This is a genomic window from Pseudomonas fluorescens NCIMB 11764 (assembly GCF_000293885.2).
GTDB classification, from domain to species: Bacteria; Pseudomonadota; Gammaproteobacteria; order Pseudomonadales; family Pseudomonadaceae; genus Aquipseudomonas; species Aquipseudomonas fluorescens_B.
The window spans coordinates 310,421-332,192 of sequence record NZ_CP010945.1 but is presented as its reverse complement, the minus strand read 5'-3'; the positions used below and the strand labels follow the sequence as shown (position 1 = coordinate 332,192).

The following is a 21,772-nucleotide window of genomic DNA, read 5'->3' as shown; positions in this document are numbered from 1 at the left end:
GCGCCCTCGCCACTGGGGCCGCATTGAACACAGGATCTACACTTTACGGATGACGGTTGCGCACTAAACCCGCAAAATGCAACGATTCCGGCAACTATCGACGACATCGCCCGCGAGCGGTATCGATAAAGCCATTGTTCCAATCAGACTGGGCCTGCTGACTCTATGCGAATGCGCCTTATGTTACTGGGCGGCGGAAATGCCCTTGGGCAGGCGCTGATTCGCCTCGGTGCGGAGGAAGACATCGGTTTCCTCGCCCCCCGCCCACCGCAAGACGGCTGGGATGCCGCGAGCCTGACGCAATTGCTCGACGACACCCGGCCGGACGCGTTGATCAACCTCGCCTACTACTTCGACTGGTTTCAGGCGGAGACGGTCAGCGAAACGCGTCTGGCCGGGCAAGAGCGTGCGATCGAGCGCCTGGCTGAACTGTGCCAGCACCACAACATCGTTCTGCTGCAACCCTCGAGCTATCGCGTGTTTGACGGCTCCCGGGCGACGGCCTACAGCGAAAAAGACGAGCCGGTGCCTTTGGGCCTGCGTGGTCAGGCCTTGTGGCGGATCGAACAAAGCGTGCGCGCGACTTGCCCGCAGCACGTGCTGCTGCGGTTCGGCTGGCTGCTCGATGACAGCCCCGACGGCACCCTCGGACGTTTCCTGTCCCGCGCGGAACAACCTGACGAGCTGCTGATGGCCGATGATCGCCGGGGCAACCCGACGCCGGTCGACGACGCGGCCCGGGTGATCATTTCCGTGCTCAAGCAACTCGATTGCGCGGCGCCGCTGTGGGGCACCTACCATTACGCGGGGCACGAGGCGACCACGCCGCTGGCGCTGGGGCAGGCCATTCTCACTGAAGCCCGCGCGCTGCATCCGCTGGCCATCGAAGCGCCGACCGCCCAGGCTCACGCTGCGCGCCCGGACGCTGCCGAAGAGCCGCAACACGCGGTGCTGGCCTGCAAGAAAATCCTCCACACCTTCGGGATCAAGCCCCGCGCCTGGCGTGCCGCGCTCCCGAGTTTACTGGACAGGTTCTATCGCCATGGCTGACGGCCCCGTTTTAATCACCGGCGGCGCCGGTTTCATCGGCTCCCACCTGACCGACGCCTTGCTCGCCAAGGGTTATACGGTGCGGATTCTCGATGACTTGTCCACCGGCAAACGTAGCAACCTGCCGCTGGATAATCCTCGCGTCGAGCTGATCGTCGGTGATGTCGCCGATGCGGCCCTGGTCGCTCGCGCCATGGCCGGTTGCAGTGCGGTCGCGCATCTGGCGGCGGTAGCATCGGTGCAAGCCTCGGTGGACGACCCGGTGAAGACGCACCAGAGCAACTTCATCGGCTCGCTGAATGTCTGCGAAGCCATGCGCCAGAGCGGCGTCAAACGCGTGCTGTTTGCCTCCAGTGCTGCGGTCTACGGCAACAATGGCGAAGGCCAGTCGATCGACGAAGACACGCCCAAGGCACCGTTGACGCCGTATGCGTCGGACAAGTTGGCCAGCGAACACTACTTCGATTTCTACCGCCGCCAGCATGGGTTGGAACCGGTGATTTTCCGCTTCTTCAACATCTTCGGCCCACGCCAGGATCCGTCCTCGCCGTACTCCGGGGTGATCAGCATTTTCAGCGAGCGGGCGCAGAAGGGCCTGCCGATCACCGTATTTGGCGACGGCGAGCAGACGCGGGACTTCGTGTACGTCGAGGACCTGGTCGACGTGCTGGTGCAAGCCATCGAGAAGCCGCAGGTTGGAATCGGTGCGGTCAACGTCGGCTGGAACCGGGCGACCACGCTCAAGCAAATGCTGGAAGCGTTGAAAGTGGTGGTCGGTGACCTGCCACCCGTGAGCTACGGCCCGGCGCGTTCTGGTGATATCCGGCATTCGCGGGCGAACAATCAGCGTCTGCTGGAGCGGTTTACCTGCCCCGAACAGACACCGATGGCTGTCGGCCTGGCGCGGTTGCTCGGTCGCTGAGTTTTTCGCCCTCATGAAAAAGGCGCCTGTGAAGGCGCCTTTTTTTCAGCTCGTTCCCACCACGTGAACGATTTAGAACTTGTAACCGAGGCCCACCATGTAGATGAACGGGTCGACATCCACATCGACCTTGGCACGGGTGCCTGGTTTCACTGCGTCGTTTTCCACGGTCGCGGTGGTATCGATGTCGATGTAACGCACTTGGGCGTTGAGCAAGATGTTGTCGGTGATCATGTAGTCAGCACCGACCTCAAACGCCATGCCCCAGGAGTTATCCGCCTTGAAGTTGCTGAACCCCTTGGCGTTGGCCTCGCTGCCGACGTGCTCGTCGTAAATCCAGGTGTAGTTGATACCGGCGCCAACGTACGGCTGGAATGCAGACTTGCCGTCCAGTGGGTAGTAGACAATGCTCAAGGTCGGCGGCAAGTGTTTCAGGGTGCCGAGTTTGCCGTTGCCCGCGCCGAGGGCGGTGCCTTTGATTTTTACGTCATGCTCGAACGGCGAGGCGGCGAGCAGCTCGATACCCCAGTGGCTGTCGAGCATGTAAGCGAAGTTCAGACCCAGTTGCGTGTCGCTGCTCATGGTGGCCTTGCCACCCAGGTCGGTGCCGGCCAAAGGGCCTTGATCGACCTTGACGCTGGAGCTGTCAGCTTTCGGGTTGACGGTGATTGCACCGGCACGAACGATGATGTCACCGGATTCGTGGGCGTAGGCGAGTGGGGTTGCGAGCGCGAGGGCAAACAGCGAAGCGCTGAGCAAGGACTTGTGCATGGAGGCTCCAAAGGACGTTGAAAATGTTCGATGTCCAATGGTACGGAGCCGTCTGGTACGGACTTTTGATTCAGCTCAATGAAACAGTCATGGGGTTGGTTTTTGTGGAACTTTTGATCATTCCATCGCGGGCAAGCCCGCTCCCACAGGATTTGGGTGGTCCCTGTGGGAGCGAGCTTGCCCGTGATGACGATTGATCAGACAACACAGAACTGCCGGGCTCACTCCGGCAATTCATACACATAAATCTTGTCCGCCTCCATCTGATACCCCGCATCCGCCAACTCACTGGTCGACGCTTTAACCTGCAGTGCTCCTTCGATCCAGTACGGCTGATACAGCTCATCGAGTTTCACGCCGACTTCGCTCTTCACATGCACAATCTGGTTCGACGGCGGTGGCGGCACATGGATGCAGGCGCCGAAATACGGCACCAGCAGAAACTCCGTGGTACGGCCTTCCTCACTCACTTCCAGCGGCACGATATAGCCCGGTAAACGGATGTTCTGGCCGTCGAGGCTCTTCACCACCGGCGCGTTCGGCATATCCTGTTTAGCGGCTGGCGCCGACTCGGCGGACAGCGCACTGCTCATCTGCGACAGGTCGTGCAGGGGTGTCATGTTCGGTACTTCCGGCATCGCGTCCGGCGGAATCATTTCCGACCAGGTCAGTTCTTTCGGCTCGGCCGCCCATAGCGGCAGGGCGACCAGCATCAACAGCGCAAGCAGAGCGCGGGGCATCATTAACGTCCTCATAGTCGGATCGACAGGCCATCGGCCAGGGATTGGCGATACGCGCGCCACGCCGGCACGCTGCCCATCAGCAGCGCGGCGATCAGGATGCCACCGAGCAGCGTCCATTCATATTCGCTTGGCCACGCCAGTGGCAAATACAAACCGTAATTGGCCTGCACATAACCCTGCGCGGCGGCGATACCCACATAAAGTAGCGCCACGCCAGCGATCACGCCCGCCAGCGCCAGGGCGAACGCCTCCAGCACCAGCAAGGTTGCGATGTGCCACGGCCGAGCGCCCACTGAGCGCAGGATTGCCATCTCGCGCCGACGTTCATTCAGGCTGGTGAGGATCGCCGTGAGCATGCCGATCAACCCGGTCAGCACCACGAACAGCGAGACCACGAACAAGGCTTTTTCTGCCGTGCTCATCAAACTCCACAATTCTTGCAGCGCCACGCCCGGCAGGATCGCCAGCATGGGTTCGCCGCGGAATTCGTTGATTTCGCGCTGCAACGCGAAGGTCGAAATCTTGCTGTTAAGGCCGAGCATGAACGCGGTGATCGCTTGCGGCGTCAGGTCCATGTTGCGCGCCTGATCGGCACTGATCCGGCCTTGGCCCCGGGCGGGCACGCCGTTGTGCCAGTCGATGTGAATCGCTTCCATGCCGCCGAGGCTGATGTGCAGCGTGCGGTCCACCGGGGTGCCGGTGCGTTTCAGAATGCCGACCACGGTGAACGGCTTGTCGTCGTGCTTGACCAGGCTGATCACCGCCACGCCGTGGGCCAGCACCAGTTTGTCGCCGAGTTTATAGTGCAGCGCATCGGCCACTTCGGCGCCGAGCACCACTTCGAACGGGTCGGTGGCGAAGGCTCGGCCGTCGGCCAGTTCCAGGTGTTGCTGATGGCCGTATTGGTAGTGCTCGAAGTACGCCTCGGTGGTGCCCATCACCCGATAACCGCGATGGGAATCGCCGAGCGACATCGGGATCGCCCACTTCACTTTCGGGTTGTTGGCGAAGTGTTCGAAGCTGTCCCAGCGGATGTTATTGGTGGCGTTGCCGATGCGGAACACCGAGTACAGCAACAGGTTCACCGAGCCGGACCGGGCGCCGACGATCAGGTCGGTGCCGCTGATGGTGCTGGCAAAACTGGCCTTGGCTTCAGTACGCACCCGTTCCACAGCCAGCAGCAGGCAGACCGACAGGGCAATGGCGAATGCAGTGAGGATCGCGGTGAAGCGGCGGTTTGCCAGGCTGGCCATGGCTAGACGAAACAAATACATCTCAGACCTCGGACGGGGTGGCGGCGCGATTGAGATCGGCCAGCGACAGGTGGCGATCGAACAGCGGCGCGAGGCTTTGGTCGTGGCTGACAAACAACAGGCTCGACCCGGCTTCGCGGCATTCGGCGAACAGCAGGCGAATGAAGTTTTCGCGAGCGTCGTAATCCAGCGCGGAAGTCGGTTCGTCGGCGATCACCAGTTCCGGCTGACCGATCAAGGCGCGGGCGGCGGCGACGCGTTGTTGCTGACCGATGGACAGCGAATCGGCGCGGCGGCCGAGGATGCTTTCATCCTTCAGGCCCAAGTGAGCGAGCAGGGTGGCAGCGGCCTGGTCGACGCTGCCGTGGTGCTGGATTGCCCGCTCGGCGCGCAACCTGGAGAAGTGGCAGGGCAACTCGACGTTCTCGCGCACCGAGAGAAACGGCAGCAGGTTGAACTGCTGGAAAATGTAACCAGTGTGATCCACACGGAAGCGGTCACGCGCACCGGCGCCGAGTTCGGTCAGTTCCTGGCCGAGCAGGCGAATGCTGCCGCGATCGGGCTTCTGCACGCCGCCGAGCAGGCCGAGCAGGGTGGTCTTGCCGCTGCCGCTGGGGCCTTTGAGGAACAGGGTTTGGCCGGGTTCCAGGCGGAACGCCGGGATGTCCAGCAGCGGCGGGTGACCGGGCCAGCTGAAGCCCAGGTCGGACAGTTCGATAAGTGCTTGGGTCATGTGAAACCGGTCAGGTTGGTGGTGAACCCTGTGCGAGCGAGCCTGCTCGCGATCGGGGCATGACATTCAACATCGATGGTGACTGTTACGCCGCTATCGCGAGCAGGCTCGCTACCACATTTGGATGTGTGTTGGGGTCAGAACTTGAGGGCAGCCGCCTTGGCCGTCACTTCAACCCCTTGCTGCCCGCTCGGGCTGATCAGTTGTACCTGAATTTTCTGGGTGGCCGGGAAGGTGTTGAAGATGTTCGCCAGGTCCAGGGTTTTCAGGGCACCCGGGGCCGCACAGGTGAATTGATAGTGCGCGTGGATTTCGCTGTGATCGTGGTGATGTTCGTCTTTGGCATCGGCGTCGTGATCATCATCGGCATCCGGTTTGTCACCAAACAGCGGGCTTTCCAGTTCCTGGGTCGCCACCACACAACCGGCGGCCTTCGGCAGGTTGAACAGGGTAAGCGGTTTTTCCAGTTGCGTACGGACGGCGGCGACTTTGGCCTTGTCGGCGTCGGTGGTGGCAGCGTGTTCGAAACCCACCAGGTTCATCGCCGGGCTTTCCAGTTCCAGCTCCAGGGTCTGGCCGTCCAGCGCCGCGTTCAGGCGACCGACACCATGTTCGTGGGCGCCAAGGCTGCCGTGCTCATGTTCATGATCATGTTCATCAGCGGCATGGGCGACAGCCAACGGCAACAGGGCAAACGGTAAAGCGAGCAGCAGACGACGCATGGCGGGTCTCCGGAAGTAAAATGAATAAACTGTTATGTAATCTTATAACGAAAGTGCTGAGAGTTTGACCGCCCGCTTGGCGTTGCACAAGTCCCATGGGAGCATGTGGGTCAGAAATGTGCAGGAGCAGACTTATGTTGCGAATACGCGGAAGCATCGGCGACTGGCCAGTGGATTTGACCCTGGAGATGGACGACGGTGACTGGGCGCGGCTCGGCGCACAGTTGCAGGTGATCAAGCCTGAAACCAGCGTGGCGCCAGCGAAGCCGGTCAATCAGGACGATGCGCAGTGGCAGATCGCAAAGGATTTGCTGCGCAAGGCCGGACAATTGAGCGGGCCTGATTTGCTTGAGCAACTGGAAGGACTGACGGGCAGCCCATCGTCGGGCAAACGCCTGTTGGTGCGGTTACGCCATAGCGCGGAGGTGAAAGTGTCGAGCGGCGGGGATACGCCGCTCTATAGCTGGATCAACCCGGCTTAATACAGCGCAGCAAACAACTTGCGACGGTACGTGGTCACGAGCGGGTGATCATTGCCCAGCAGTTCGAACACCTGCAGCAAGGTCTTGTGCGGCAAGCCTTCGCTGTAGCTGCGGTTGCGGATGAACAGCTTGAGCAACGCATCCAGCGCCGCGTCGTACTGCTGACGGGCCAGTTGCTGGATCGCCAGTTGATACACCGCTTCATCGTCCTGCGGGTTCTGCGCCAGACGCGCCTTCAGGTCCGCGGCATCCGGCAAGTCCTTGGCCTGGCCGAGAAACTGGATCTGCGCTTTTGCGCCGGCCAATGCTGCCTTGTGTTCATCGCTTTTCACCGCGTCGAGTACGGCTTGCGCTTCACCCAGCTCGCCGCGTTCAGTCAGGCAACGGGCATACAGAATTAGTGCCTTGGCGTTGGTGTTGTCTTCGCCCAGCAGCACTTTGAGAATGGCTTCGGCGTCGGCGAAACGACTTTCGTCAAACAGCGCCTGGGCCTGATCGAATGGATCAGCCGCCGCGGGGGGCGGCATTTGTACGTGAGGCTCAAGCATCGCCCGTACGGCGGATTCCGGTTGCGCACCGGCAAAACCGTCCACCGGCTGGCCATCCTTGAACAACACCACGGTTGGCAGGCTGCGAATGCCGAAGCGGGCAACGATGTCCTGTTCGAGGTCGCAGTTGACCTTGGCCAGCAACAACTCGCCCTGATAGCTCTCGGCAATGGTCTGGAGCATCGGCATCAGCGCTTTGCAGGGCGCACACCATTCGGCCCAGAAATCCACCAGCACCGGTTTGTGGAAAGAGTTCTCGATCACCGACTGGTCGAAATCGGCGGTCGTAGCGTCGAAGATGTACGGCGTTTCCTGACTCATGGGGGATCTCGTAAAAGCGTGAATCTGCTCACTATAAGGGCTGGCGCAAAAGATCGCAGCCTTCGGCAACTCCTGCAGGATAGGGGGCGCATTCGGTCAATGTAGGCGCTGCCCCAGGCTGCGATCTTTTAGCGGCTTCAGACGCGCCGAGCGTGGTAGAGGCTCACATGCCGAAACTCTTCCGGCTCAGCCAGATCCGGCAGGGTCATCGCTTCCAGCATTTCGATGCGTCGATACAGCGGATGCCTGAAATCCCTCACCCGCGAATCCGCCACCAGCGCTTCCCGCCCGCGGCTTAAAAACTCATCGAGCAGCGGCAGGTTCGCCCGGTCATACAACACATCGGCGACCAGAATCAGATCAAACCGGTCCGCCTCGGCGAAAAAATCCGTCGAGTAGCTCAGTTCCACGTCATTGAGTTCAGCATTCGCCCGACAGGCGGCAATCGCCAGCGGATCCAGGTCGCAGGCCACCACCTCCAGCGCCCCGGCCTTCACGGCGGCAATCCCCGCGACCCCGGAACCGGCACCGAAATCGAGTACCCGTTTGCCTTTGACCCATTCGGGGAAGTCGGCGAGATAACGGGCCACCGCGAGCCCGCTGGCCCAGCAGAAACTCCAGTACGGCGGCTCATGCAGAATCCGCCGGGTTTCTTCCGGGCTGAAGGCGCGACCCATGTTGTCGCCGTCGATCAGCCAGAGTTTCAGCTCGGTATCGGGCAAGGCGACAGGGACAAGCCGGGCGTCACCCAGCAATTCACTTAATGCCTGTTGCAGGTCGAGCGGTGCAATCATGGCGCTTTGACGAATTGCAGCTGGCCCAATGTCTGCGTGGTTGGTTGCGTGATGGCCTGCGCAGGCAGATGCAAAATCAGCTGGCCGGACTGACTGGCGCGACCCCGCAGTTCAACGCGGGCGCCGACCGGGAAAGATTCCGGGTTGAAGCGCAGATGAAACGGCAACACTTGATTGGTGCCGATCAGGCTGGAACTGGCGAGCAATTGCTGCGGGCGGTCTTTTTCGTCGATCACCAGCAGCGCCAGCTCGACTTCGGCGCCTGACGGCACACCTTGCAGGGTGCCACTCAATTCACGCTGATACGCGGGCAGCGGGCCGAGGTTGGCGGACTCTTTGGCTTTCTTCTGCGCCGCCTGCGGGGCAGGCCCTGGCGTCGGCGGCTGAGGCTTGGGTGCATCGCTGCTGCAGGCCACCAACAGGCTGAAAAGGCTGAGCAATACGAGCGGTCTGAGGGACATTTGCGGCTCCAGCAAGGTGAAATCCATGGATCGTTCTCTATAGCCAGTCTGTATACCGCAAACCCTATGGCTTGTCTTGCCACAGGGATGCGCTACCATGGCCCTCCCTTTTTTTGTTGCCTGCCACCATGCACTGTCCCTTCTGCGGTGCCAACGACACCAAGGTCATCGACTCGCGTCTGGTCGCCGAGGGCGAACAGGTGCGCCGCCGGCGTGAATGCCTGGCCTGCGGCGAGCGTTTCACGACGTTCGAAACCGCTGAACTGGTGTTGCCGCGCCTGATCAAAACCGACGGCAGCCGCCAGCCGTTCGACGAAGAAAAACTGCGCGCCGGCATGCAGCGTGCGCTGGAGAAGCGCCCGGTGAGTGTCGAGCGCCTCGAATCGTCGCTGGTGCACATCAAACACAAGCTGCGCGCCACCGGCGAGCGCGAGGTCAAGTCCCTCGTGGTCGGTGAACTGGTGATGGCCGAGCTGCAAAAGCTCGACGAAGTCGCCTACATTCGTTTCGCCTCCGTGTATCGGCGCTTCCAGGACCTCAACGAGTTCCGCGAAGAGATCGATCGCCTGGCCCGTGAGCCGGTGAAAGAATGACCTCCTCCCCAGAACAAGCCATCCTCGACGCCCATTACATGGCCCGCGCCCTGGAACTGGCGCGCAAAGGCTATTACACGACACACCCCAACCCTCGGGTCGGTTGCGTGATCGTGAAGGACGGGCAAATTGTCGGCGAAGGCTGGCACGAGCGCACCGGCGAACCCCACGCCGAAGTCCACGCCCTGCGCGCGGCGGGCGACAAGGCCCGTGGCGCCACCGCTTACGTGACCCTCGAACCGTGCAGCCACCACGGCCATACACCGCCCTGTGCCGATGCGCTGGTGAATGCCGGCGTCGCCCGCGTGGTCGCGGCGATGCAGGACCCGAACCCGTCGGTGGCCGGTCGTGGCATGCAGCGTCTGGCTCAGGCCGGCATCGTTATCGAAAGCGGTGTGCTGGAAGGCGAGGCGCGCAAGCTCAATCAAGGCTTCCTCAAACGCATGGAACACGGTTTGCCGTTCGTGCGGGTCAAGTTGGCCATGAGCCTCGACGGTCGCACGGCGATGGAAAGCGGCGAAAGCCAATGGATCACCGGCCCGGCTGCGCGCTCGGCGGTTCAACGCCTGCGCGCCCAGGCCAGCGTGGTGCTGACCGGCGCCGACACAGTGCTGGCCGACAAGGCCCGTTTGACCGTGCGTGCGGATGAGCTGGGGCTGGACGCCGAGCAAACTGCGTTGGCCATGAGCCGCCCGCCGCTGCGCGTGCTGATCGACGGCCGTTTGCGCGTGCCGCTGGACGCGCCGTTCTTCAAGGCAGGCCCGGCGCTGGTCGCCACCTGCATGGCCATCGAAGAACAATACGCCAACGGTCCGGAATGCCTGATCGTGGCTGGCGACGATGGTTTGGTCGACTTGCGCAAGTTGCTGGTCGAACTGGCTAATCGCGGCGTCAATGAAGTGCTGGTCGAAGCGGGCCCGCGTCTGGCGGGGGCATTTGCCCAGCAAGGTCTGGTGGACGAGTTCCAGATCTTCATCGCCGGCAAGTTCCTCGGTTCTTCGGCCCGTCCATTGCTGGACTGGCCGCTGGCGCAGATGAAAGACGCGCCCGAGCTCAAAATCACTGAAATTCGCGCGGTTGGCGATGACTGGCGAGTCATTGCCATTCCTGCGCCAGCGGCGAGCGTATAATTTCCGGCCTGCGCCACGCGACGGCCCTGTTCTCGAGGAGGACTCCATGTTTACCGGCATCATCGAATCCATCGGCAGTATTCGTGCATTGACCCCAAAAGGCGGAGATGTGCGGGTACACGTAGAAACCGGCAAGCTCGACCTGAGCGACGTCAAGCTGGGCGACAGCATCGCGGTCAACGGCGTGTGCCTGACGGCGGTTGAACTGCCGGGCAATGGCTTTGCCGCGGACGTCAGTCGCGAAACCCTTGACTGCACCGCCATGAACGACCTGAAAAGCGGCAGCCCGGTCAACCTGGAAAAAGCCCTGACCCCGACCACTCGCCTCGGCGGGCATCTGGTCAGCGGTCACGTCGATGGCGTGGGTGAAGTGGTTGCCCGCACCGAGAACGCCCGCGCCGTGGAATTCCGCATTCGTGCGCCGAAGGAACTCGCCAAGTACATCGCCCATAAAGGCTCGATCACCGTCGACGGCACCAGCCTGACCGTGAACGCGGTCGATGGCGCCGAGTTCATGCTGACCATCATTCCGCACACCCTGAGCGAAACCATCATGGCGTCGTACCAGCCAGGTCGCCGGGTGAACCTTGAAGTCGACTTGCTTGCCCGTTACCTGGAGCGCCTGCTGTTGGGCGACAAGGCCGCAGAGCCAACTTCCAGTAACATCACTGAAAGCTTTCTGGCCGCCAACGGCTACCTAAAATCCTGACCCAAGGGGGTGCCTTGTGGCGCTCAATAGCATCGAAGAACTGGTTGAAGACATCCGCCAAGGCAAGATGGTCATCCTCATGGATGACGAAGACCGCGAGAACGAAGGCGACCTGATCATGGCCGCCGAGTGCTGCCAGCCTGAACACATCAACTTCATGGCCAAGCACGCCCGTGGCCTGATCTGCATGCCGATGAGCCGCGAGCGCTGCGAACTGTTGAAGCTGCCGTTGATGGCACCACGCAACGGTTCCGGCTTCGGCACCAAGTTCACCGTATCGATCGAAGCGGCTACTGGCGTGACTACCGGCATCTCCGCCGCCGACCGTGCGCGTACCGTGCAGGCCGCTGCCGCGAAAGACGCCAAGGCTGAAGACATCGTCAGCCCCGGCCACATCTTCCCGCTGATGGCCCAGGCCGGTGGCACCCTGGCTCGCGCCGGCCACACTGAAGCCGCCTGCGACCTCGCACGCATGGCCGGTTTCGAGCCGAGCGGCGTGATCTGCGAAGTGATGAACGACGACGGCACCATGTCCCGCCGCGCCGAACTCGAAGCCTTTGCTGCAGAACACAACATCAAGATCGGCACCATCGCCGACCTGATTCACTACCGGATGATCCACGAACGTACCGTTCAGCGGATTGCCGAGCAACCGCTGGACAGCGAACTGGGCCAATTCAACCTGGTGACCTATCGTGACTCCGTGGAAGGCGACGTGCACATGGCCCTGACCCTGGGCAACGTGTGCGCCGAAGAACCGACCCTGGTTCGCGTGCACAACATGGACCCGCTGCGCGATTTGTTGATGGTCAAGCAGCCTGGCCGCTGGAGCCTGCGTGCCGCCATGGCCGCGGTTGCCGAGGCCGGCAGCGGCGTGGTGCTGTTGCTCGGTCACCCGCTCGATGGCGACGTGTTGCTGGCACACATCCGTGAAACGGCGGAGCACGCGCCGGTGAAAAAACCGACCACCTACAGCATTGTCGGTGCCGGTTCGCAGATCCTGCGGGACCTGGGCGTGCGCAAAATGCGCCTGATGAGTGCGCCGATGAAATTTAATGCGATATCCGGTTTCGATCTGGAAGTTGTAGAATACGTGCCCTCCGAATAATGACCGGTTGTTCCCGGCCCTGTATTCGCGGTTCAAATATCACTGAGGGACGCGTAGAAAACGCGTCCCGGCTCTTTAAGAGATCTAACGAATGACCCTGAAGACCATCGAAGGTACCTTCATCGCCCCTAAAGGCCGCTACGCTCTGGTAGTGGGCCGTTTCAACAGCTTCGTCGTTGAAAGCCTGGTCAGCGGTGCAGTTGATGCCCTGGTTCGCCATGGCGTGAGCGAAAGCGACATCACCATCATCCGTGCGCCTGGCGCCTTCGAAATCCCGCTGGTTGCGCAGAAAGTCGCTCAGAAGGGCGAGTTCGCAGCCATCATCGCTCTGGGCGCGGTCATTCGTGGCGGTACTCCGCACTTCGAATACGTGGCGGGTGAATGCACCAAGGGCCTGGCCCAGGTGTCCATGGAGTTCGGCGTACCGGTCGCTTTCGGCGTGCTGACCGTTGATTCCATCGAGCAAGCCATCGAACGTTCCGGCACCAAGGCCGGTAACAAAGGTGCCGAAGCTGCCCTGTCCGCTCTGGAAATGGTCAGCCTGCTGGCGCAGTTGGAGGCCAAGTGATTAGCGACGAAAGCGATCGTTTCAACCCGCGCGATCCAAAGCCTGCGGACGCCGGCAAGCCATCGAAAAGCGTCAAGCGTCGCGAAGCCCGTCAGCTCGCGACTCAGGCGCTGTACCAGTGGCACATGGCCAAGCAGTCGCTGAACGAGATCGAAGCGCAGTTCCGGGTCGATAACGATTTCAGCGATGTCGACGGCGCCTACTTCCGTGAAATCCTCCACGGGGTTCCTGCGCAGAAGGACAAAATCGACGCCGCGCTCAAGCCTTGCCTCGACCTGACCATCGAAGAGCTCGACCCGGTTGAACTGGCGGTATTGCGCCTGTCCACCTGGGAACTGCTCGAGCGCGTTGATGTGCCGTACCGCGTTGTGATCAACGAAGGTATCGAGCTGGCGAAAGTCTTCGGTTCCACCGACGGCCACAAATTCGTCAACGGTGTACTCGACAAGCTGGCCCCGCGTCTGCGTGAAGCTGAAGTGAAGGCGTTCAAGCGCTGATCGGCGCTTGAAATCGCAATGGGTGAGTTTGAGCTGATCCGCAATTTCTTCGCCGCCGCGCCTTGTGCGCAGGGCGGTGAGGGCGTTGCCCTCGGGATCGGCGATGACTGCGCCTTGCTGGCTGTTCCCGCCGGGGAGCAGTTGGCTGTTTCCACCGACACGCTCGTGGCCGGTGTGCATTTCGCAGACCCTTGCGACCCGTTTCTGCTCGGTCAGCGCTCGCTGGCCGTAGCCGTCAGTGATCTGGCTGCCATGGGCGCCACGCCCATCGCCTTTACCCTTGCCCTGACCTTGCCTTCGGCGACCGCCGATTGGCTGCAAGCGTATGCCCGTGGTTTGAGCCTCATGGCCCAGAGCTGTGGTGTGGCGCTGGTGGGCGGTGATACCACCCGCGGGCCGTTGAGCCTGACCATGACAGTGTTCGGACGTGTGCCGGCAGGCAAGGCGCTGACCCGCAGCGGCGCTCAGGTCGGCGATTTGCTGTGTGTCGGCGGTGAGCTGGGCAACGCCGCCGGGGCCTTGCCCCTGGTGCTCGGTCAGCGAACTGCCGAAGCCGCCATCGCCGATCCGTTGCTGGCGCATTACTGGTCGCCGCAACCGCAACTCGCGTTGGGTCAGGCATTGCGCGGCAAGGCGACGTCGGCGCTGGACATCTCCGACGGCCTGCTCGCCGATTGCGGGCACATTGCGCTCGCGTCGAAGGTCGGCATTCAGGTTGAACGGGACCGATTGCCGCTGTCGAAGGCTTTAGTGGCCTTCCTCGGTCAACCGGGTGCCGAACACGCTGCCCTGAGCGGCGGAGACGATTACGTGCTGGCCTTCACCTTACCGTCCGTCGAGTTGTCGCGGATGGTGGCAGATGGCTGGCCAATTCATGTGGTCGGGCGTGTGGTGACGGGGCAGGGTGTCGTGCTGCTGGATGCTGCCGGACAAGACATCACCCCGCAAACCCGGGGCTATCAACATTTTCGGGAGACACCGTGACAGATCATCCCAAACAGGTTCCGGCGGAGTTCGTACCGCCGTCGGTCTGGCGCAATCCATGGCATTTCCTGGCGTTCGGCTTCGGTTCGGGCACCTTGCCAAAGGCACCGGGCACCTGGGGTTCCTTGGTTGCGCTACCCTTTATTCCGTTGTGGCAGATGCTGCCCGACTGGGGTTACTGGCTGATGCTGGGCATCACCATGCTGTTCGGCTTCTGGCTGTGCGGCAAAGTGGCCGACGATTTGCGGGTGCACGACCACGAAGGCATCGTCTGGGACGAAATGGTCGGGATGTGGATCACTCTCTGGCTGGTGCCGGAAGGCTGGTACTGGTTGCTCGCGGGTTTTCTGGTGTTCCGCTTCTTCGACATTCTCAAGCCGTGGCCGATTCACTGGATCGACCGGCACGTGCACGGCGGCGTCGGGATCATGCTCGACGACGTATTGGCCGGGGTGTTCGCGTGGTTGGCGATGCAGGGGCTGGTATGGATTTTCGCCTGATGAGTGGCGAAGCAGGAGACTAGGATGGCTCGACGCTGGTTGGCTCTGACGGGTTTCGCCCTGTTTGCTTCCCTCGCCCTGGCGGGGGAGGCAGTGACGACGCCAGCGGTGATTCATCTGGCCAGCGAAGACTGGGAAGACTACACCGCCGCCGATGGCCATGGTCTGGGTTGGGACGTGCTGCGTGAAGTCTTCGAGCCGGCCGGGGTCAAGCTGGACATCCGCACCGAACCTTACATTCGCGCCATCGGCCTGGCCCAGCGGGGTGAAGTGGACGCCTGTGTCGGCGGCTATCGCGAAGAAGTCAGCGACCTGCTGTATCCGCGTTGGAATTACGACACCGATCACATCTACGCCCTGGGGCTGGCCAGTAACCCGGCGCCGACCCCGGAGACCCTGGGCAACTATCGACTGGCCTGGGTTCGCGGCTATGATTTCCAGAATTACCTGCCCAACATAAACCGCTATAACGAAGTCGTTCGGCGCACTGGCATTCTGTCGATGCTGACCCACGACCGCGCCGATTTCTACATCGACGCGCTGACCGAGGTGGATTACATCGTCCGCCAGGCCAAGGATCCGTCCCAGTTCCGACGCACGCACATCGCGGAATTGCCGCTGTACCTGTGTTTTGCCGATACGCCCAAGGCGCGGGAGTTGATGGCTCTGTTCGACCGGCGAATGGAGGTGCTGGTCAAAAACGGCCGGCTGAAACCGATCTTCGAACGCTGGAAACAACCCTATCCCTTCGATTCGAACTGAACAAAGATCCTGCGCAGGTGATGATTCCTGTGTTCGCTCCCACAGGGCTAGAACAGGGCGGGGATCAAACTTTTAGATCGTTATGCTCCATAATTCAGCCTAAGCGTCTGTAGGAACGTGCTGTTACAATGCCGCGTCTGCGAATCTCCAGTACCTATTGATCAGGAGCACACCGGTGCCTGTCGTTTTTGTCGCCGCTTCCAAGCTGCCAACGCCTTTTGCGCAATTCACCATGCACGGCTTTCTCGATGAAGAGAACGGGCGTGAGCACGTCGTGCTGAGCCTCGGTGAGTTCGACGACGGTGCCCCGGTACTCGGCCGCTTGCACTCCGAATGTCTGACGGGCGATGCCTTGTTCAGCCAGCGCTGTGACTGCGGCTCGCAACTCGAGGCCGCGTTGCAGGCCATCGCCCGGGAAGGCCGTGGCGTGTTGCTGTACTTGCGTCAGGAAGGCCGTGGCATTGGCCTGCTGAACAAGATCCGCGCCTATGAATTGCAGGACGGCGGTGCCGACACCGTTGAAGCCAACGAGCGTCTGGGCTTCGCCGCGGACCAGCGCGACTACGCCATGTGCCTGCCAATGCTCGAGCATCTGGGGGTGAAATCCCTGCGTCTGATGACCAACAACCCACGCAAGGTCAAAGCGTTGACCGACATGGGCATTGTGGTTGCCGAGCGCGTTCCGCTGCACACCGGCCACAATCCGCACAACAAACTCTACCTGGCCACCAAGGCCAGCAAGCTTGACCACATGATGGGCAACGAGCACCAGGGCGAGGTAGACCGGGCGTGACCCGCGGTCAGGTGCGGCGGCGACTGGCCGTCAGCTGGTGGCAATACCTGGCGCTGGCCTTGGTGCCGCTGTTCGTGATCAACGGCGTATTCGGCCAGGGCGAGGCGCTTTTGCCAGTGTTGGCGATGCCGTTGTTCATCGCCGGTGTGGCGTCGATGTTTGTCAGCCTGAAGTTTTTTGGCGGCTACAAACACGCGCTGATCGCCACCCAGAAAGCCCTCGATACCCCTGAAGAGCCTGCAGCCTGGATTACCCTCGCCGCTAAGCGCCGTTCAGCGTTTCTCGCGGCCGGCCTGCCTGCCTGGATTGGCGCTCTGGCGGTGTTCGTCGGGCTCGAAGCGGTGCCGTTGGTGCTGTTGGCGCTGTCGACAACGGTGCTGTTCTATCTCTACCGTATTCCGCGTCAACTCGGCTGATGCGCCGCATCGGGCTGGCGGTTCTGCTGCTGGCCGTCAGCGGCATGGCCTCTGCTATCGAACGCGTCGTCAGTCTCGCGCCGTCTCTGTCTGAAATCGTTGTTGAACTGGGTTCAGCCGATCTTCTGGTCGGTGTGCTCGATGCCGGCGATCGTCCTGCTGAACTCAAGGACCTTCCTTCCGTTGGCCGCTACGGCCAATTGGACATGGAACGGCTGCTCAGCCTGAAACCTGATTTGCTGCTGCTCTGGCCCGGCAGCGTCGGCCCGGCCCAGCGTGAACAACTCAAGCGCTTGAACATCCCGACCTACGTCGCCGATCCGCACAACCTTGAACAACTGACCGCGCAAATCGAGGCGATCGCCCTGCAGCTCGGCCGTCCCGAGCGTGGCGTTTCATTGGCCAGCGATCTGCGTCAGCGCCTCGATGCACTGCGCCAGCGCTATCGACGGGACGAACCGTTACGAGTGTTTTATCAGGTCTGGGATCGTCCGCTGTACACCGTCGGCGGCGGGCAGATCATCAGTGATGCGCTGGAAGTGTGCGGTGCGCGCAATGTGTTTGCCGACCTGACATTGCCCGCGCCGCAGGTCAGTGTGGAGGCGGTGTTGCAGCGTAATCCCGAGGTGATCCTGGCCAGCGATCAGGCGCAGCTGGAGGCGTGGAAGGCCTGGCCGCAGGTGGCGGCGGTGGCGCAGGATCAATTGCGGTTGGTGCTGGACAAGGGCCTGGAACGGCCGAGTGGGCAGATGATCGAAGCGACTGCGAAGCTTTGCCACATCATCGCGCCGGACCGCTGACCTGTGGCAAGGGAGCTTGCTCCCGCCGGGCTGCGAAGCGGCCCCAAATCCGTCAGTGCGTTACTTCAGGTGGGATCGCGTCAGCCTGTTTTGCGACTGCTGCGCAGTCGAGCGGGAGCAAGCTCCCTCGCCACAGGTGATCGGGTTGCTCTTAGAGCTCCGGTGTCCACGTCACCCCAAACATCCACGCCCGTCCTTCCTCGCGATAGCCAAACTGGCTGCCGTCATGGCTGTACAGCGCCCGGCTGTAACCCTTGTCCAGCAGGTTATCGACCTTCAGCTCAAGCTTGATCTCACGATTCAGCGCCCAACTGCTGCGCAGTCCCAGCAGTGCATACCCGCCTAACGGCTGCTGATTTTTCTCATCGTCATAACTGCTGCTCACCGCTTGCCAACTGGCGCCGAGGCTCAGTCGATCGAACTGCCGATCCAGGTCCAGGCTCAACGTCCGCCGTGCGCGACGCGCCAGGGTGTGGCCACTGTCGCGATCCCGCGGGTCGATGATCGCCACGCCAAGATTGCTCTGCCAGCCGAACAGCTCCTGCTTCAACGCCGCTTCAAACCCGTTGATCCGCGCGGAGGCGACGTTCTGCGGGCGGTCGTTGCTGCCGAAGATGATCGCGTCCTTGAGGTCGGTGCGATACAGCGAGGCTTCGAGGCGGCTGAAATCGGTCAGCTGACTGCGCCATTGCAGCTCATAGCTTTTCGAGGTTTCAGGCTTCAGGTCCGGATTGCTGAAACCCGGGTAATACAAGTCATTGAACGTCGGTGCGCGAAAGCCTTCGCTGTAGGTCAGCAGCACGTCGTTGTCCGGGTTCAGCGGCAAGGTGAACGTGCCGCTCCAGCTGTTCTGACTGCCGAACTGCTGGTTCTGGTCCCGACGCAGGCCCAATTCTGTGGAGAAGCTGTCCGCCTGATAACGATGCTGAATAAACGCCGCACGGTTCCAGCGGCTGTCCTCGTCGAATGCGGTGCTGCTGTTGATGCGGTCTTCGTACCAGTCGCCGCCGAGGATCAGGCTGTTGCGCTCGTTCAGCGTCAGGTCGTTCTGCCAGTTCACTGAGTCGCGATACGTGTTGAACACGCTGCGTTCGTCGCTGAGCTTGTCGAAGGACTTCTCGCGATTCTCGCTGTGGCCGAATTCGACGCGGGATTTCCACTGGTCGTTGATGCGCGCGTCGACGTAACTGCTGACGCTGCTCACCGTGAATTCGTTGTAAGGCTGCTGCTGTAGCGATTTGAACGTGGTGGTATCAAAGCGGCCGAACGGATTGTCGAATGCGCTTTTGCCACGGTTATCCAGCAGGTTGGCGCCGATTTCGACGTCATCGGTGAGGGCGTGACTCAGGCTCAGGCTCAACGACTTGTTGCGATACTCATCGTGATCGCCATCGCTCGGGTACGACTCGTGGGTGCGATTGATCCCGGCGGTTTCATCAAGGCTGGCGCCCAGGTTGAAGCGGGTTTGCTCATTGCCACCGGATAATCCGAGGCTGCGCTCCCACGTCTGGTTGCTGCCAAAACCCATATGCAGACGCGGTTGCAGGCCTTGTTCTACGCCACGGCGGGTGAAAATCTGGATGACCCCGCCAATCGCATCGCTGCCGTAAATCACCGAACGGGAGCCGCGCAGCACTTCCACGCGCTCGATCTGTTCGATGTTGAGGTGTTGCAGGTTGCTGTCGCCGGACGTCGAGTTGCCGATGCGTTGACCGTCCACCAGCACCAGGCTCTGCGCCGACTTTGTCCCCCGAATGTAAATCCCCGGCAGGCTGCCGCGCCCGCCGGTTTGGCCGACCTGCACGCCCGGCACCCTACGCAGCAAGTCGGTGACGCTGCCCGGTTGCAGGCGGTCGATGTCTTCGCGGGTGAACACGGTGTTGGCGGCGCTGCTGTCGTTGCGGGCTTCGACCTGGCGGTTGGCGCTGATCAGCACGTCGGGCAGCTTCAGGGCCTGGTCGCGTTCGAAGGTGTCGGCCAGCAGGTGTCCGGACGGTAGAAGCGTCAGCGTCAGGGCGAGGGGGGAGAGTTTCATGGGCAGTCCGTTGACGCTTTAAAGCGAATACAAGTTTTGAAGGGCACAGAAAACCAATGTGGGAGCGAGCCTGCTCGCGATTGCGGTCTGTCAGTCAACATCTACATTGACTGACAGACCGCAATCGCGAGCAGGCTCGCTCCCACAGGGTATTGCATTTATTCAGCGGGTCAGATGTTCAGCAGTTCCAGGCGTTCACGCACCGACGCTTCAATGCCGGCTTCATCCAACCCGCACTCGGCCAGCATTTGCGCCGGCTTGGCGTGCTCGACATAGCTGTCCGGCAAGCCCAGGTGCAGCATCGACTTGAGGATGTTTTCCCGGGCGAGGAATTCGCTCACCGCACCACCGGCACCGCCCATGATCGCGTTTTCTTCGATGGTCACCAGCAACTCATGGCTGCCGGCAATCTCGCGAACCAGCGCTTCATCCAGCGGTTTGACGAAACGCATGTCGACCACGGTGGCATCCAGCGTCTCGGCGACTTTCAGCGCTTCGGCCAGTTGTACGCCAAACACCAGCAGGGCAACTTTGCTGCCCTGGCGGCGAACCACGCCTTTGCCGATTTCGATCGGTTGCAGGTCTTTTTCGATGGTTGCGTTCGGGCCGTTGCCGCGCGGGTAACGCACCGCCGCCGGGCCGTTGTACAGGTGGCCGGTGGTGAGCATTTTGCGCAGTTCGTTTTCATCGCTCGGGGTCATCACCAGCATGCCGGGGATGCAGCGCAGGAACGACAGATCGAAACTGCCCGCGTGCGTCGGGCCGTCTTCGCCCACCAGGCCTGCGCGGTCGATGGCGAACAGCACGTCGAGGTTTTGCACCGCCACGTCGTGGATCAGTTGATCGTAGCCGCGTTGCAGGAAGGTCGAGTAAATCGCCACCACCGGTTTCGCACCTTCGCAGGCCATGCCGGCCGCGAAGGTCACGGCGTGTTGCTCGGCGATGGCTACGTCGAAATAGCGCAGCGGAAAACGCTCGCTGAACGCCACCAGATCGGAGCCTTCCTTCATCGCCGGTGTAATACCGACCAGGCGTGGATCAGACGCCGCCATGTCGCACAGCCATTCACCGAACACACCGGAATACTTCGGCCCGCCCGCCTTTTTCGGCGCAGCGGCCGGCGCATCGACGGGTTCGAGCTTGGTGATCGCGTGGTAACCGATCGGGTCGACTTCCGCCGGGGCGAAGCCTTTGCCTTTCTTGGTGACGACGTGCAGGAATTGCGGGCCTTTCAGATCGCGCATGTTGCGCAGGGTGGCGATCAGGGTTGGCAGGTCATGGCCATCGATCGGGCCGATGTAGTTCCAGCCCAACTCTTCGAACAGCGTGCCGGGGACCAGCATGCCTTTGGCGTATTCTTCGGTGCGGCGGGCGATTTCCCAGGCGCCGGGCAGGCGCGACAGGACTTTTTTGCTGCCTTCGCGCATGCTCGCGTAGGTGCGGCTGGAAAGGATTTTCGCCAGGTAATTCGACAAGCCACCGACGTTGCGCGAGATCGACATGTCGTTGTCGTTGAGGATCACCAGCATGTTGGCGTTCACTTCCGGCGCGTGGTTCAGCGCTTCGAACGCCATGCCGGCGGTCAACGCGCCGTCGCCGATCACCGCAATGGCCTTGCGATCACTGTTCTGCAGGCGGGCGGCAATGGCCATGCCCAGCGCTGCGCTGATCGAGGTGCTGGAGTGGCCGACGCCAAAGGTGTCGTACTCGCTCTCGGAACGACGCGGGAAGGCTGCAACGCCGTCCTTCTGGCGCAGGGTGGCCATGCGCTCGCGACGGCCGGTGAGGATTTTGTGCGGATAAGCCTGATGACCCACGTCCCACACCAGCCGGTCGTCCGGGGTGTCGAAGACGTAATGCAACGCGATGGTCAGCTCGATGACGCCCAGGCCTGCACCGAAATGCCCGCCGGTCTGACCGACCGTGTAGAGCAATTCCAGGCGCAACTCATCGGCCAGGGTTTCCAGCTCGGCTTCGCCTAACCGGCGCAGGCCGTCCGGCGTGTTGGCACGGTCGAGCAGGGGCGTGGTCGGGCGCTTGCGGGGAATCTCATGAAACGTCGTGGGCATCAGGCGAA

26 protein-coding genes are annotated in these 21,772 nt (G+C 61.7%); 16 read left to right on the top strand and 10 right to left on the bottom strand.

The window, feature by feature from the left end:
- Nucleotides 1–165: 165 nt before the first annotated feature.
- Nucleotides 166–1,050 (top strand): sugar nucleotide-binding protein, encoded by an 885-nt coding sequence (locus tag B723_RS01570; protein WP_017341052.1) that lies wholly within the window; start codon nucleotides 166–168, stop codon nucleotides 1,048–1,050.
- Complete coding sequence (locus B723_RS01565) at nucleotides 1,043–1,972, top strand: NAD-dependent epimerase/dehydratase family protein (protein WP_017341051.1); 930 nt, start codon at nucleotides 1,043–1,045, stop codon at nucleotides 1,970–1,972. The genes B723_RS01570 and B723_RS01565 overlap by 8 nt, the downstream gene beginning before the upstream one ends.
- Before the next feature lie 72 nt (nucleotides 1,973–2,044).
- Here B723_RS01565 and B723_RS01560 read toward each other — a convergent pair whose 3' ends face one another.
- Nucleotides 2,045–2,743: an OmpW/AlkL family protein gene (locus tag B723_RS01560; RefSeq protein ID WP_017341050.1), complete on the bottom strand. Its 699-nt coding sequence runs from the start codon at nucleotides 2,741–2,743 to the stop codon at nucleotides 2,045–2,047.
- A 23-nt stretch (nucleotides 2,744–2,766) separates the two neighbouring features.
- Here B723_RS01560 and B723_RS33325 point away from each other — a divergent pair, with 23 nt between their 5' ends.
- Complete coding sequence (locus B723_RS33325) at nucleotides 2,767–2,940, top strand: hypothetical protein (protein ID WP_017341049.1); 174 nt, start codon at nucleotides 2,767–2,769, stop codon at nucleotides 2,938–2,940.
- Between the two features lie 24 nt (nucleotides 2,941–2,964).
- Here the strand turns inward: B723_RS33325 and B723_RS01555 are convergent, their stop codons facing one another.
- The 4 genes from B723_RS01555 to B723_RS01540 all read right to left on the bottom strand — a co-directional run bounded on the left by B723_RS01555 (nucleotide 2,965) and on the right by B723_RS01540 (nucleotide 6,194).
- The gene (locus B723_RS01555) at nucleotides 2,965–3,483 is read right to left on the bottom strand and encodes a DUF3299 domain-containing protein (protein WP_031319154.1); all 519 of its coding nucleotides are present in this window, start codon (nucleotides 3,481–3,483) and stop codon (nucleotides 2,965–2,967) included.
- An 11-nt stretch (nucleotides 3,484–3,494) separates the two neighbouring features.
- On the bottom strand, nucleotides 3,495–4,760 hold the full coding sequence (locus B723_RS01550) for an ABC transporter permease (RefSeq protein ID WP_017341047.1): 1,266 nt from the start codon (nucleotides 4,758–4,760) through the stop codon (nucleotides 3,495–3,497).
- A gap of 1 nt (nucleotide 4,761) precedes the next feature.
- A complete protein-coding gene (locus B723_RS01545; protein ID WP_017341046.1) occupies nucleotides 4,762–5,472 on the bottom strand; it encodes an ABC transporter ATP-binding protein in 711 nt (236 codons plus the stop codon).
- 137 nt (nucleotides 5,473–5,609) lie between these two features.
- Nucleotides 5,610–6,194 (bottom strand): DUF2796 domain-containing protein, encoded by a 585-nt coding sequence (locus B723_RS01540; RefSeq protein ID WP_017341045.1) that lies wholly within the window; start codon nucleotides 6,192–6,194, stop codon nucleotides 5,610–5,612.
- A 134-nt stretch (nucleotides 6,195–6,328) separates the two neighbouring features.
- On the opposite strand from B723_RS01540, the gene B723_RS01535 reads away from it, so the two are divergent.
- The gene (locus tag B723_RS01535) at nucleotides 6,329–6,676 is read left to right on the top strand and encodes a hypothetical protein (RefSeq protein ID WP_017341044.1); all 348 of its coding nucleotides are present in this window, start codon (nucleotides 6,329–6,331) and stop codon (nucleotides 6,674–6,676) included.
- On the opposite strand, the gene trxA is transcribed toward B723_RS01535, so the two are convergent.
- From trxA to B723_RS01520, 3 genes are all read right to left on the bottom strand, one after another.
- On the bottom strand, nucleotides 6,673–7,545 hold the full coding sequence (trxA, locus tag B723_RS01530) for a thioredoxin (protein ID WP_017341043.1): 873 nt from the start codon (nucleotides 7,543–7,545) through the stop codon (nucleotides 6,673–6,675). The two genes, B723_RS01535 and trxA, sit on opposite strands and share 4 nt — an antisense overlap.
- 137 nt (nucleotides 7,546–7,682) lie before the next feature.
- Entirely contained in the window at nucleotides 7,683–8,339 is a 657-nt protein-coding gene (locus B723_RS01525) for a class I SAM-dependent methyltransferase (RefSeq protein WP_017341042.1), read from the bottom strand.
- The gene (locus B723_RS01520; RefSeq protein ID WP_031319153.1) at nucleotides 8,336–8,800 is read right to left on the bottom strand and encodes a YbaY family lipoprotein; all 465 of its coding nucleotides are present in this window, start codon (nucleotides 8,798–8,800) and stop codon (nucleotides 8,336–8,338) included. Before B723_RS01520 ends, B723_RS01525 begins: the two co-directional genes overlap by 4 nt.
- 128 nt (nucleotides 8,801–8,928) lie before the next feature.
- On the opposite strand from B723_RS01520, the gene nrdR reads away from it, so the two are divergent.
- The 12 genes from nrdR (at nucleotide 8,929) to B723_RS01460 (ending at nucleotide 17,660) form a co-directional block, all read left to right on the top strand.
- Nucleotides 8,929–9,393, top strand: a complete 465-nt coding sequence (gene nrdR, locus B723_RS01515; RefSeq protein WP_003228656.1) for a transcriptional regulator NrdR — start codon at nucleotides 8,929–8,931, stop codon at nucleotides 9,391–9,393.
- Nucleotides 9,390–10,523, top strand: coding sequence for a bifunctional diaminohydroxyphosphoribosylaminopyrimidine deaminase/5-amino-6-(5-phosphoribosylamino)uracil reductase RibD (gene ribD / locus B723_RS01510; RefSeq protein WP_017341039.1), 1,134 nt, complete (start codon nucleotides 9,390–9,392; stop codon nucleotides 10,521–10,523). The genes nrdR and ribD overlap by 4 nt, the downstream gene beginning before the upstream one ends.
- A 46-nt stretch (nucleotides 10,524–10,569) precedes the next feature.
- Complete coding sequence (locus B723_RS01505; RefSeq protein WP_017341038.1) at nucleotides 10,570–11,232, top strand: riboflavin synthase; 663 nt, start codon at nucleotides 10,570–10,572, stop codon at nucleotides 11,230–11,232.
- A 16-nt stretch (nucleotides 11,233–11,248) separates the two neighbouring features.
- Nucleotides 11,249–12,340, top strand: coding sequence for a bifunctional 3,4-dihydroxy-2-butanone-4-phosphate synthase/GTP cyclohydrolase II (gene ribBA, locus B723_RS01500; protein WP_017341037.1), 1,092 nt, complete (start codon nucleotides 11,249–11,251; stop codon nucleotides 12,338–12,340).
- A gap of 91 nt (nucleotides 12,341–12,431) precedes the next feature.
- Nucleotides 12,432–12,908 carry a 6,7-dimethyl-8-ribityllumazine synthase gene (ribH, locus tag B723_RS01495; protein WP_003228649.1) on the top strand — a complete coding sequence of 159 codons (477 nt, stop codon included), beginning with the start codon at nucleotides 12,432–12,434 and terminating at the stop codon, nucleotides 12,906–12,908.
- Nucleotides 12,905–13,405 carry a transcription antitermination factor NusB gene (gene nusB, locus B723_RS01490; protein ID WP_008033741.1) on the top strand — a complete coding sequence of 167 codons (501 nt, stop codon included), beginning with the start codon at nucleotides 12,905–12,907 and terminating at the stop codon, nucleotides 13,403–13,405. Before ribH ends, nusB begins: the two co-directional genes overlap by 4 nt.
- Before the next feature lie 18 nt (nucleotides 13,406–13,423).
- Nucleotides 13,424–14,389, top strand: coding sequence for a thiamine-phosphate kinase (gene thiL / locus B723_RS01485; protein ID WP_017341036.1), 966 nt, complete (start codon nucleotides 13,424–13,426; stop codon nucleotides 14,387–14,389).
- Complete coding sequence (locus tag B723_RS01480) at nucleotides 14,386–14,889, top strand: phosphatidylglycerophosphatase A family protein (protein WP_008033735.1); 504 nt, start codon at nucleotides 14,386–14,388, stop codon at nucleotides 14,887–14,889. Before thiL ends, B723_RS01480 begins: the two co-directional genes overlap by 4 nt.
- A gap of 24 nt (nucleotides 14,890–14,913) precedes the next feature.
- Nucleotides 14,914–15,651, top strand: coding sequence for a substrate-binding periplasmic protein (locus B723_RS01475; protein WP_017341035.1), 738 nt, complete (start codon nucleotides 14,914–14,916; stop codon nucleotides 15,649–15,651).
- Between the two features lie 175 nt (nucleotides 15,652–15,826).
- Nucleotides 15,827–16,444 (top strand): GTP cyclohydrolase II, encoded by a 618-nt coding sequence (gene ribA, locus B723_RS01470; protein ID WP_008033730.1) that lies wholly within the window; start codon nucleotides 15,827–15,829, stop codon nucleotides 16,442–16,444.
- Nucleotides 16,441–16,860: a hypothetical protein gene (locus B723_RS01465; RefSeq protein WP_017341034.1), complete on the top strand. Its 420-nt coding sequence runs from the start codon at nucleotides 16,441–16,443 to the stop codon at nucleotides 16,858–16,860. The genes ribA and B723_RS01465 overlap by 4 nt, the downstream gene beginning before the upstream one ends.
- Nucleotides 16,860–17,660 carry a cobalamin-binding protein gene (locus tag B723_RS01460; RefSeq protein WP_017341033.1) on the top strand — a complete coding sequence of 267 codons (801 nt, stop codon included), beginning with the start codon at nucleotides 16,860–16,862 and terminating at the stop codon, nucleotides 17,658–17,660. The genes B723_RS01465 and B723_RS01460 overlap by 1 nt, the downstream gene beginning before the upstream one ends.
- 151 nt (nucleotides 17,661–17,811) lie before the next feature.
- On the opposite strand, the gene B723_RS01455 is transcribed toward B723_RS01460, so the two are convergent.
- Nucleotides 17,812–19,695, bottom strand: coding sequence for a TonB-dependent receptor domain-containing protein (locus tag B723_RS01455; protein ID WP_017341032.1), 1,884 nt, complete (start codon nucleotides 19,693–19,695; stop codon nucleotides 17,812–17,814).
- Nucleotides 19,696–19,865: 170 nt separating this feature from the next.
- Nucleotides 19,866–21,764, bottom strand: a complete 1,899-nt coding sequence (dxs, locus tag B723_RS01450) for a 1-deoxy-D-xylulose-5-phosphate synthase (RefSeq protein ID WP_017341031.1) — start codon at nucleotides 21,762–21,764, stop codon at nucleotides 19,866–19,868.
- Nucleotides 21,765–21,772 lie beyond the last annotated feature (8 nt).

Excerpts from the sequence above, each read along its gene's own strand:
- B723_RS01560 (WP_017341050.1), bottom strand. The coding sequence starts at position 2,743 with ATGCACAAGTCCTTGCTCAGCGCTTCGCTGTTTGCCCTCGCGCTCGCA.
- B723_RS01520 (WP_031319153.1), bottom strand. The coding sequence starts at position 8,800 with ATGTCCCTCAGACCGCTCGTATTGCTCAGCCTTTTCAGCCTGTTGGTG.
- B723_RS01550 (WP_017341047.1), bottom strand. The coding sequence starts at position 4,760 with ATGTATTTGTTTCGTCTAGCCATGGCCAGCCTGGCAAACCGCCGCTTC.
- B723_RS01545 (WP_017341046.1), bottom strand. The coding sequence starts at position 5,472 with ATGACCCAAGCACTTATCGAACTGTCCGACCTGGGCTTCAGCTGGCCC.
- B723_RS01460 (WP_017341033.1), top strand. The coding sequence starts at position 16,860 with ATGCGCCGCATCGGGCTGGCGGTTCTGCTGCTGGCCGTCAGCGGCATG.
- B723_RS01475 (WP_017341035.1), top strand. The coding sequence starts at position 14,914 with ATGGCTCGACGCTGGTTGGCTCTGACGGGTTTCGCCCTGTTTGCTTCC.
- thiL (WP_017341036.1), top strand. The coding sequence starts at position 13,424 with ATGGGTGAGTTTGAGCTGATCCGCAATTTCTTCGCCGCCGCGCCTTGT.
- B723_RS01565 (WP_017341051.1), top strand. The coding sequence starts at position 1,043 with ATGGCTGACGGCCCCGTTTTAATCACCGGCGGCGCCGGTTTCATCGGC.
- dxs (WP_017341031.1), bottom strand. The coding sequence starts at position 21,764 with ATGCCCACGACGTTTCATGAGATTCCCCGCAAGCGCCCGACCACGCCC.
- B723_RS01535 (WP_017341044.1), top strand. The coding sequence starts at position 6,329 with ATGTTGCGAATACGCGGAAGCATCGGCGACTGGCCAGTGGATTTGACC.
- nrdR (WP_003228656.1), top strand. The coding sequence starts at position 8,929 with ATGCACTGTCCCTTCTGCGGTGCCAACGACACCAAGGTCATCGACTCG.
- trxA (WP_017341043.1), bottom strand. The coding sequence starts at position 7,545 with ATGAGTCAGGAAACGCCGTACATCTTCGACGCTACGACCGCCGATTTC.
- ribH (WP_003228649.1), top strand. The coding sequence starts at position 12,432 with ATGACCCTGAAGACCATCGAAGGTACCTTCATCGCCCCTAAAGGCCGC.
- B723_RS01540 (WP_017341045.1), bottom strand. The coding sequence starts at position 6,194 with ATGCGTCGTCTGCTGCTCGCTTTACCGTTTGCCCTGTTGCCGTTGGCT.
- B723_RS01570 (WP_017341052.1), top strand. The coding sequence starts at position 166 with ATGCGAATGCGCCTTATGTTACTGGGCGGCGGAAATGCCCTTGGGCAG.
- B723_RS01555 (WP_031319154.1), bottom strand. The coding sequence starts at position 3,483 with ATGCCCCGCGCTCTGCTTGCGCTGTTGATGCTGGTCGCCCTGCCGCTA.
- B723_RS01455 (WP_017341032.1), bottom strand. The coding sequence starts at position 19,695 with ATGAAACTCTCCCCCCTCGCCCTGACGCTGACGCTTCTACCGTCCGGA.
- B723_RS33325 (WP_017341049.1), top strand. The coding sequence starts at position 2,767 with ATGTTCGATGTCCAATGGTACGGAGCCGTCTGGTACGGACTTTTGATT.
- B723_RS01505 (WP_017341038.1), top strand. The coding sequence starts at position 10,570 with ATGTTTACCGGCATCATCGAATCCATCGGCAGTATTCGTGCATTGACC.
- ribD (WP_017341039.1), top strand. The coding sequence starts at position 9,390 with ATGACCTCCTCCCCAGAACAAGCCATCCTCGACGCCCATTACATGGCC.
- B723_RS01525 (WP_017341042.1), bottom strand. The coding sequence starts at position 8,339 with ATGATTGCACCGCTCGACCTGCAACAGGCATTAAGTGAATTGCTGGGT.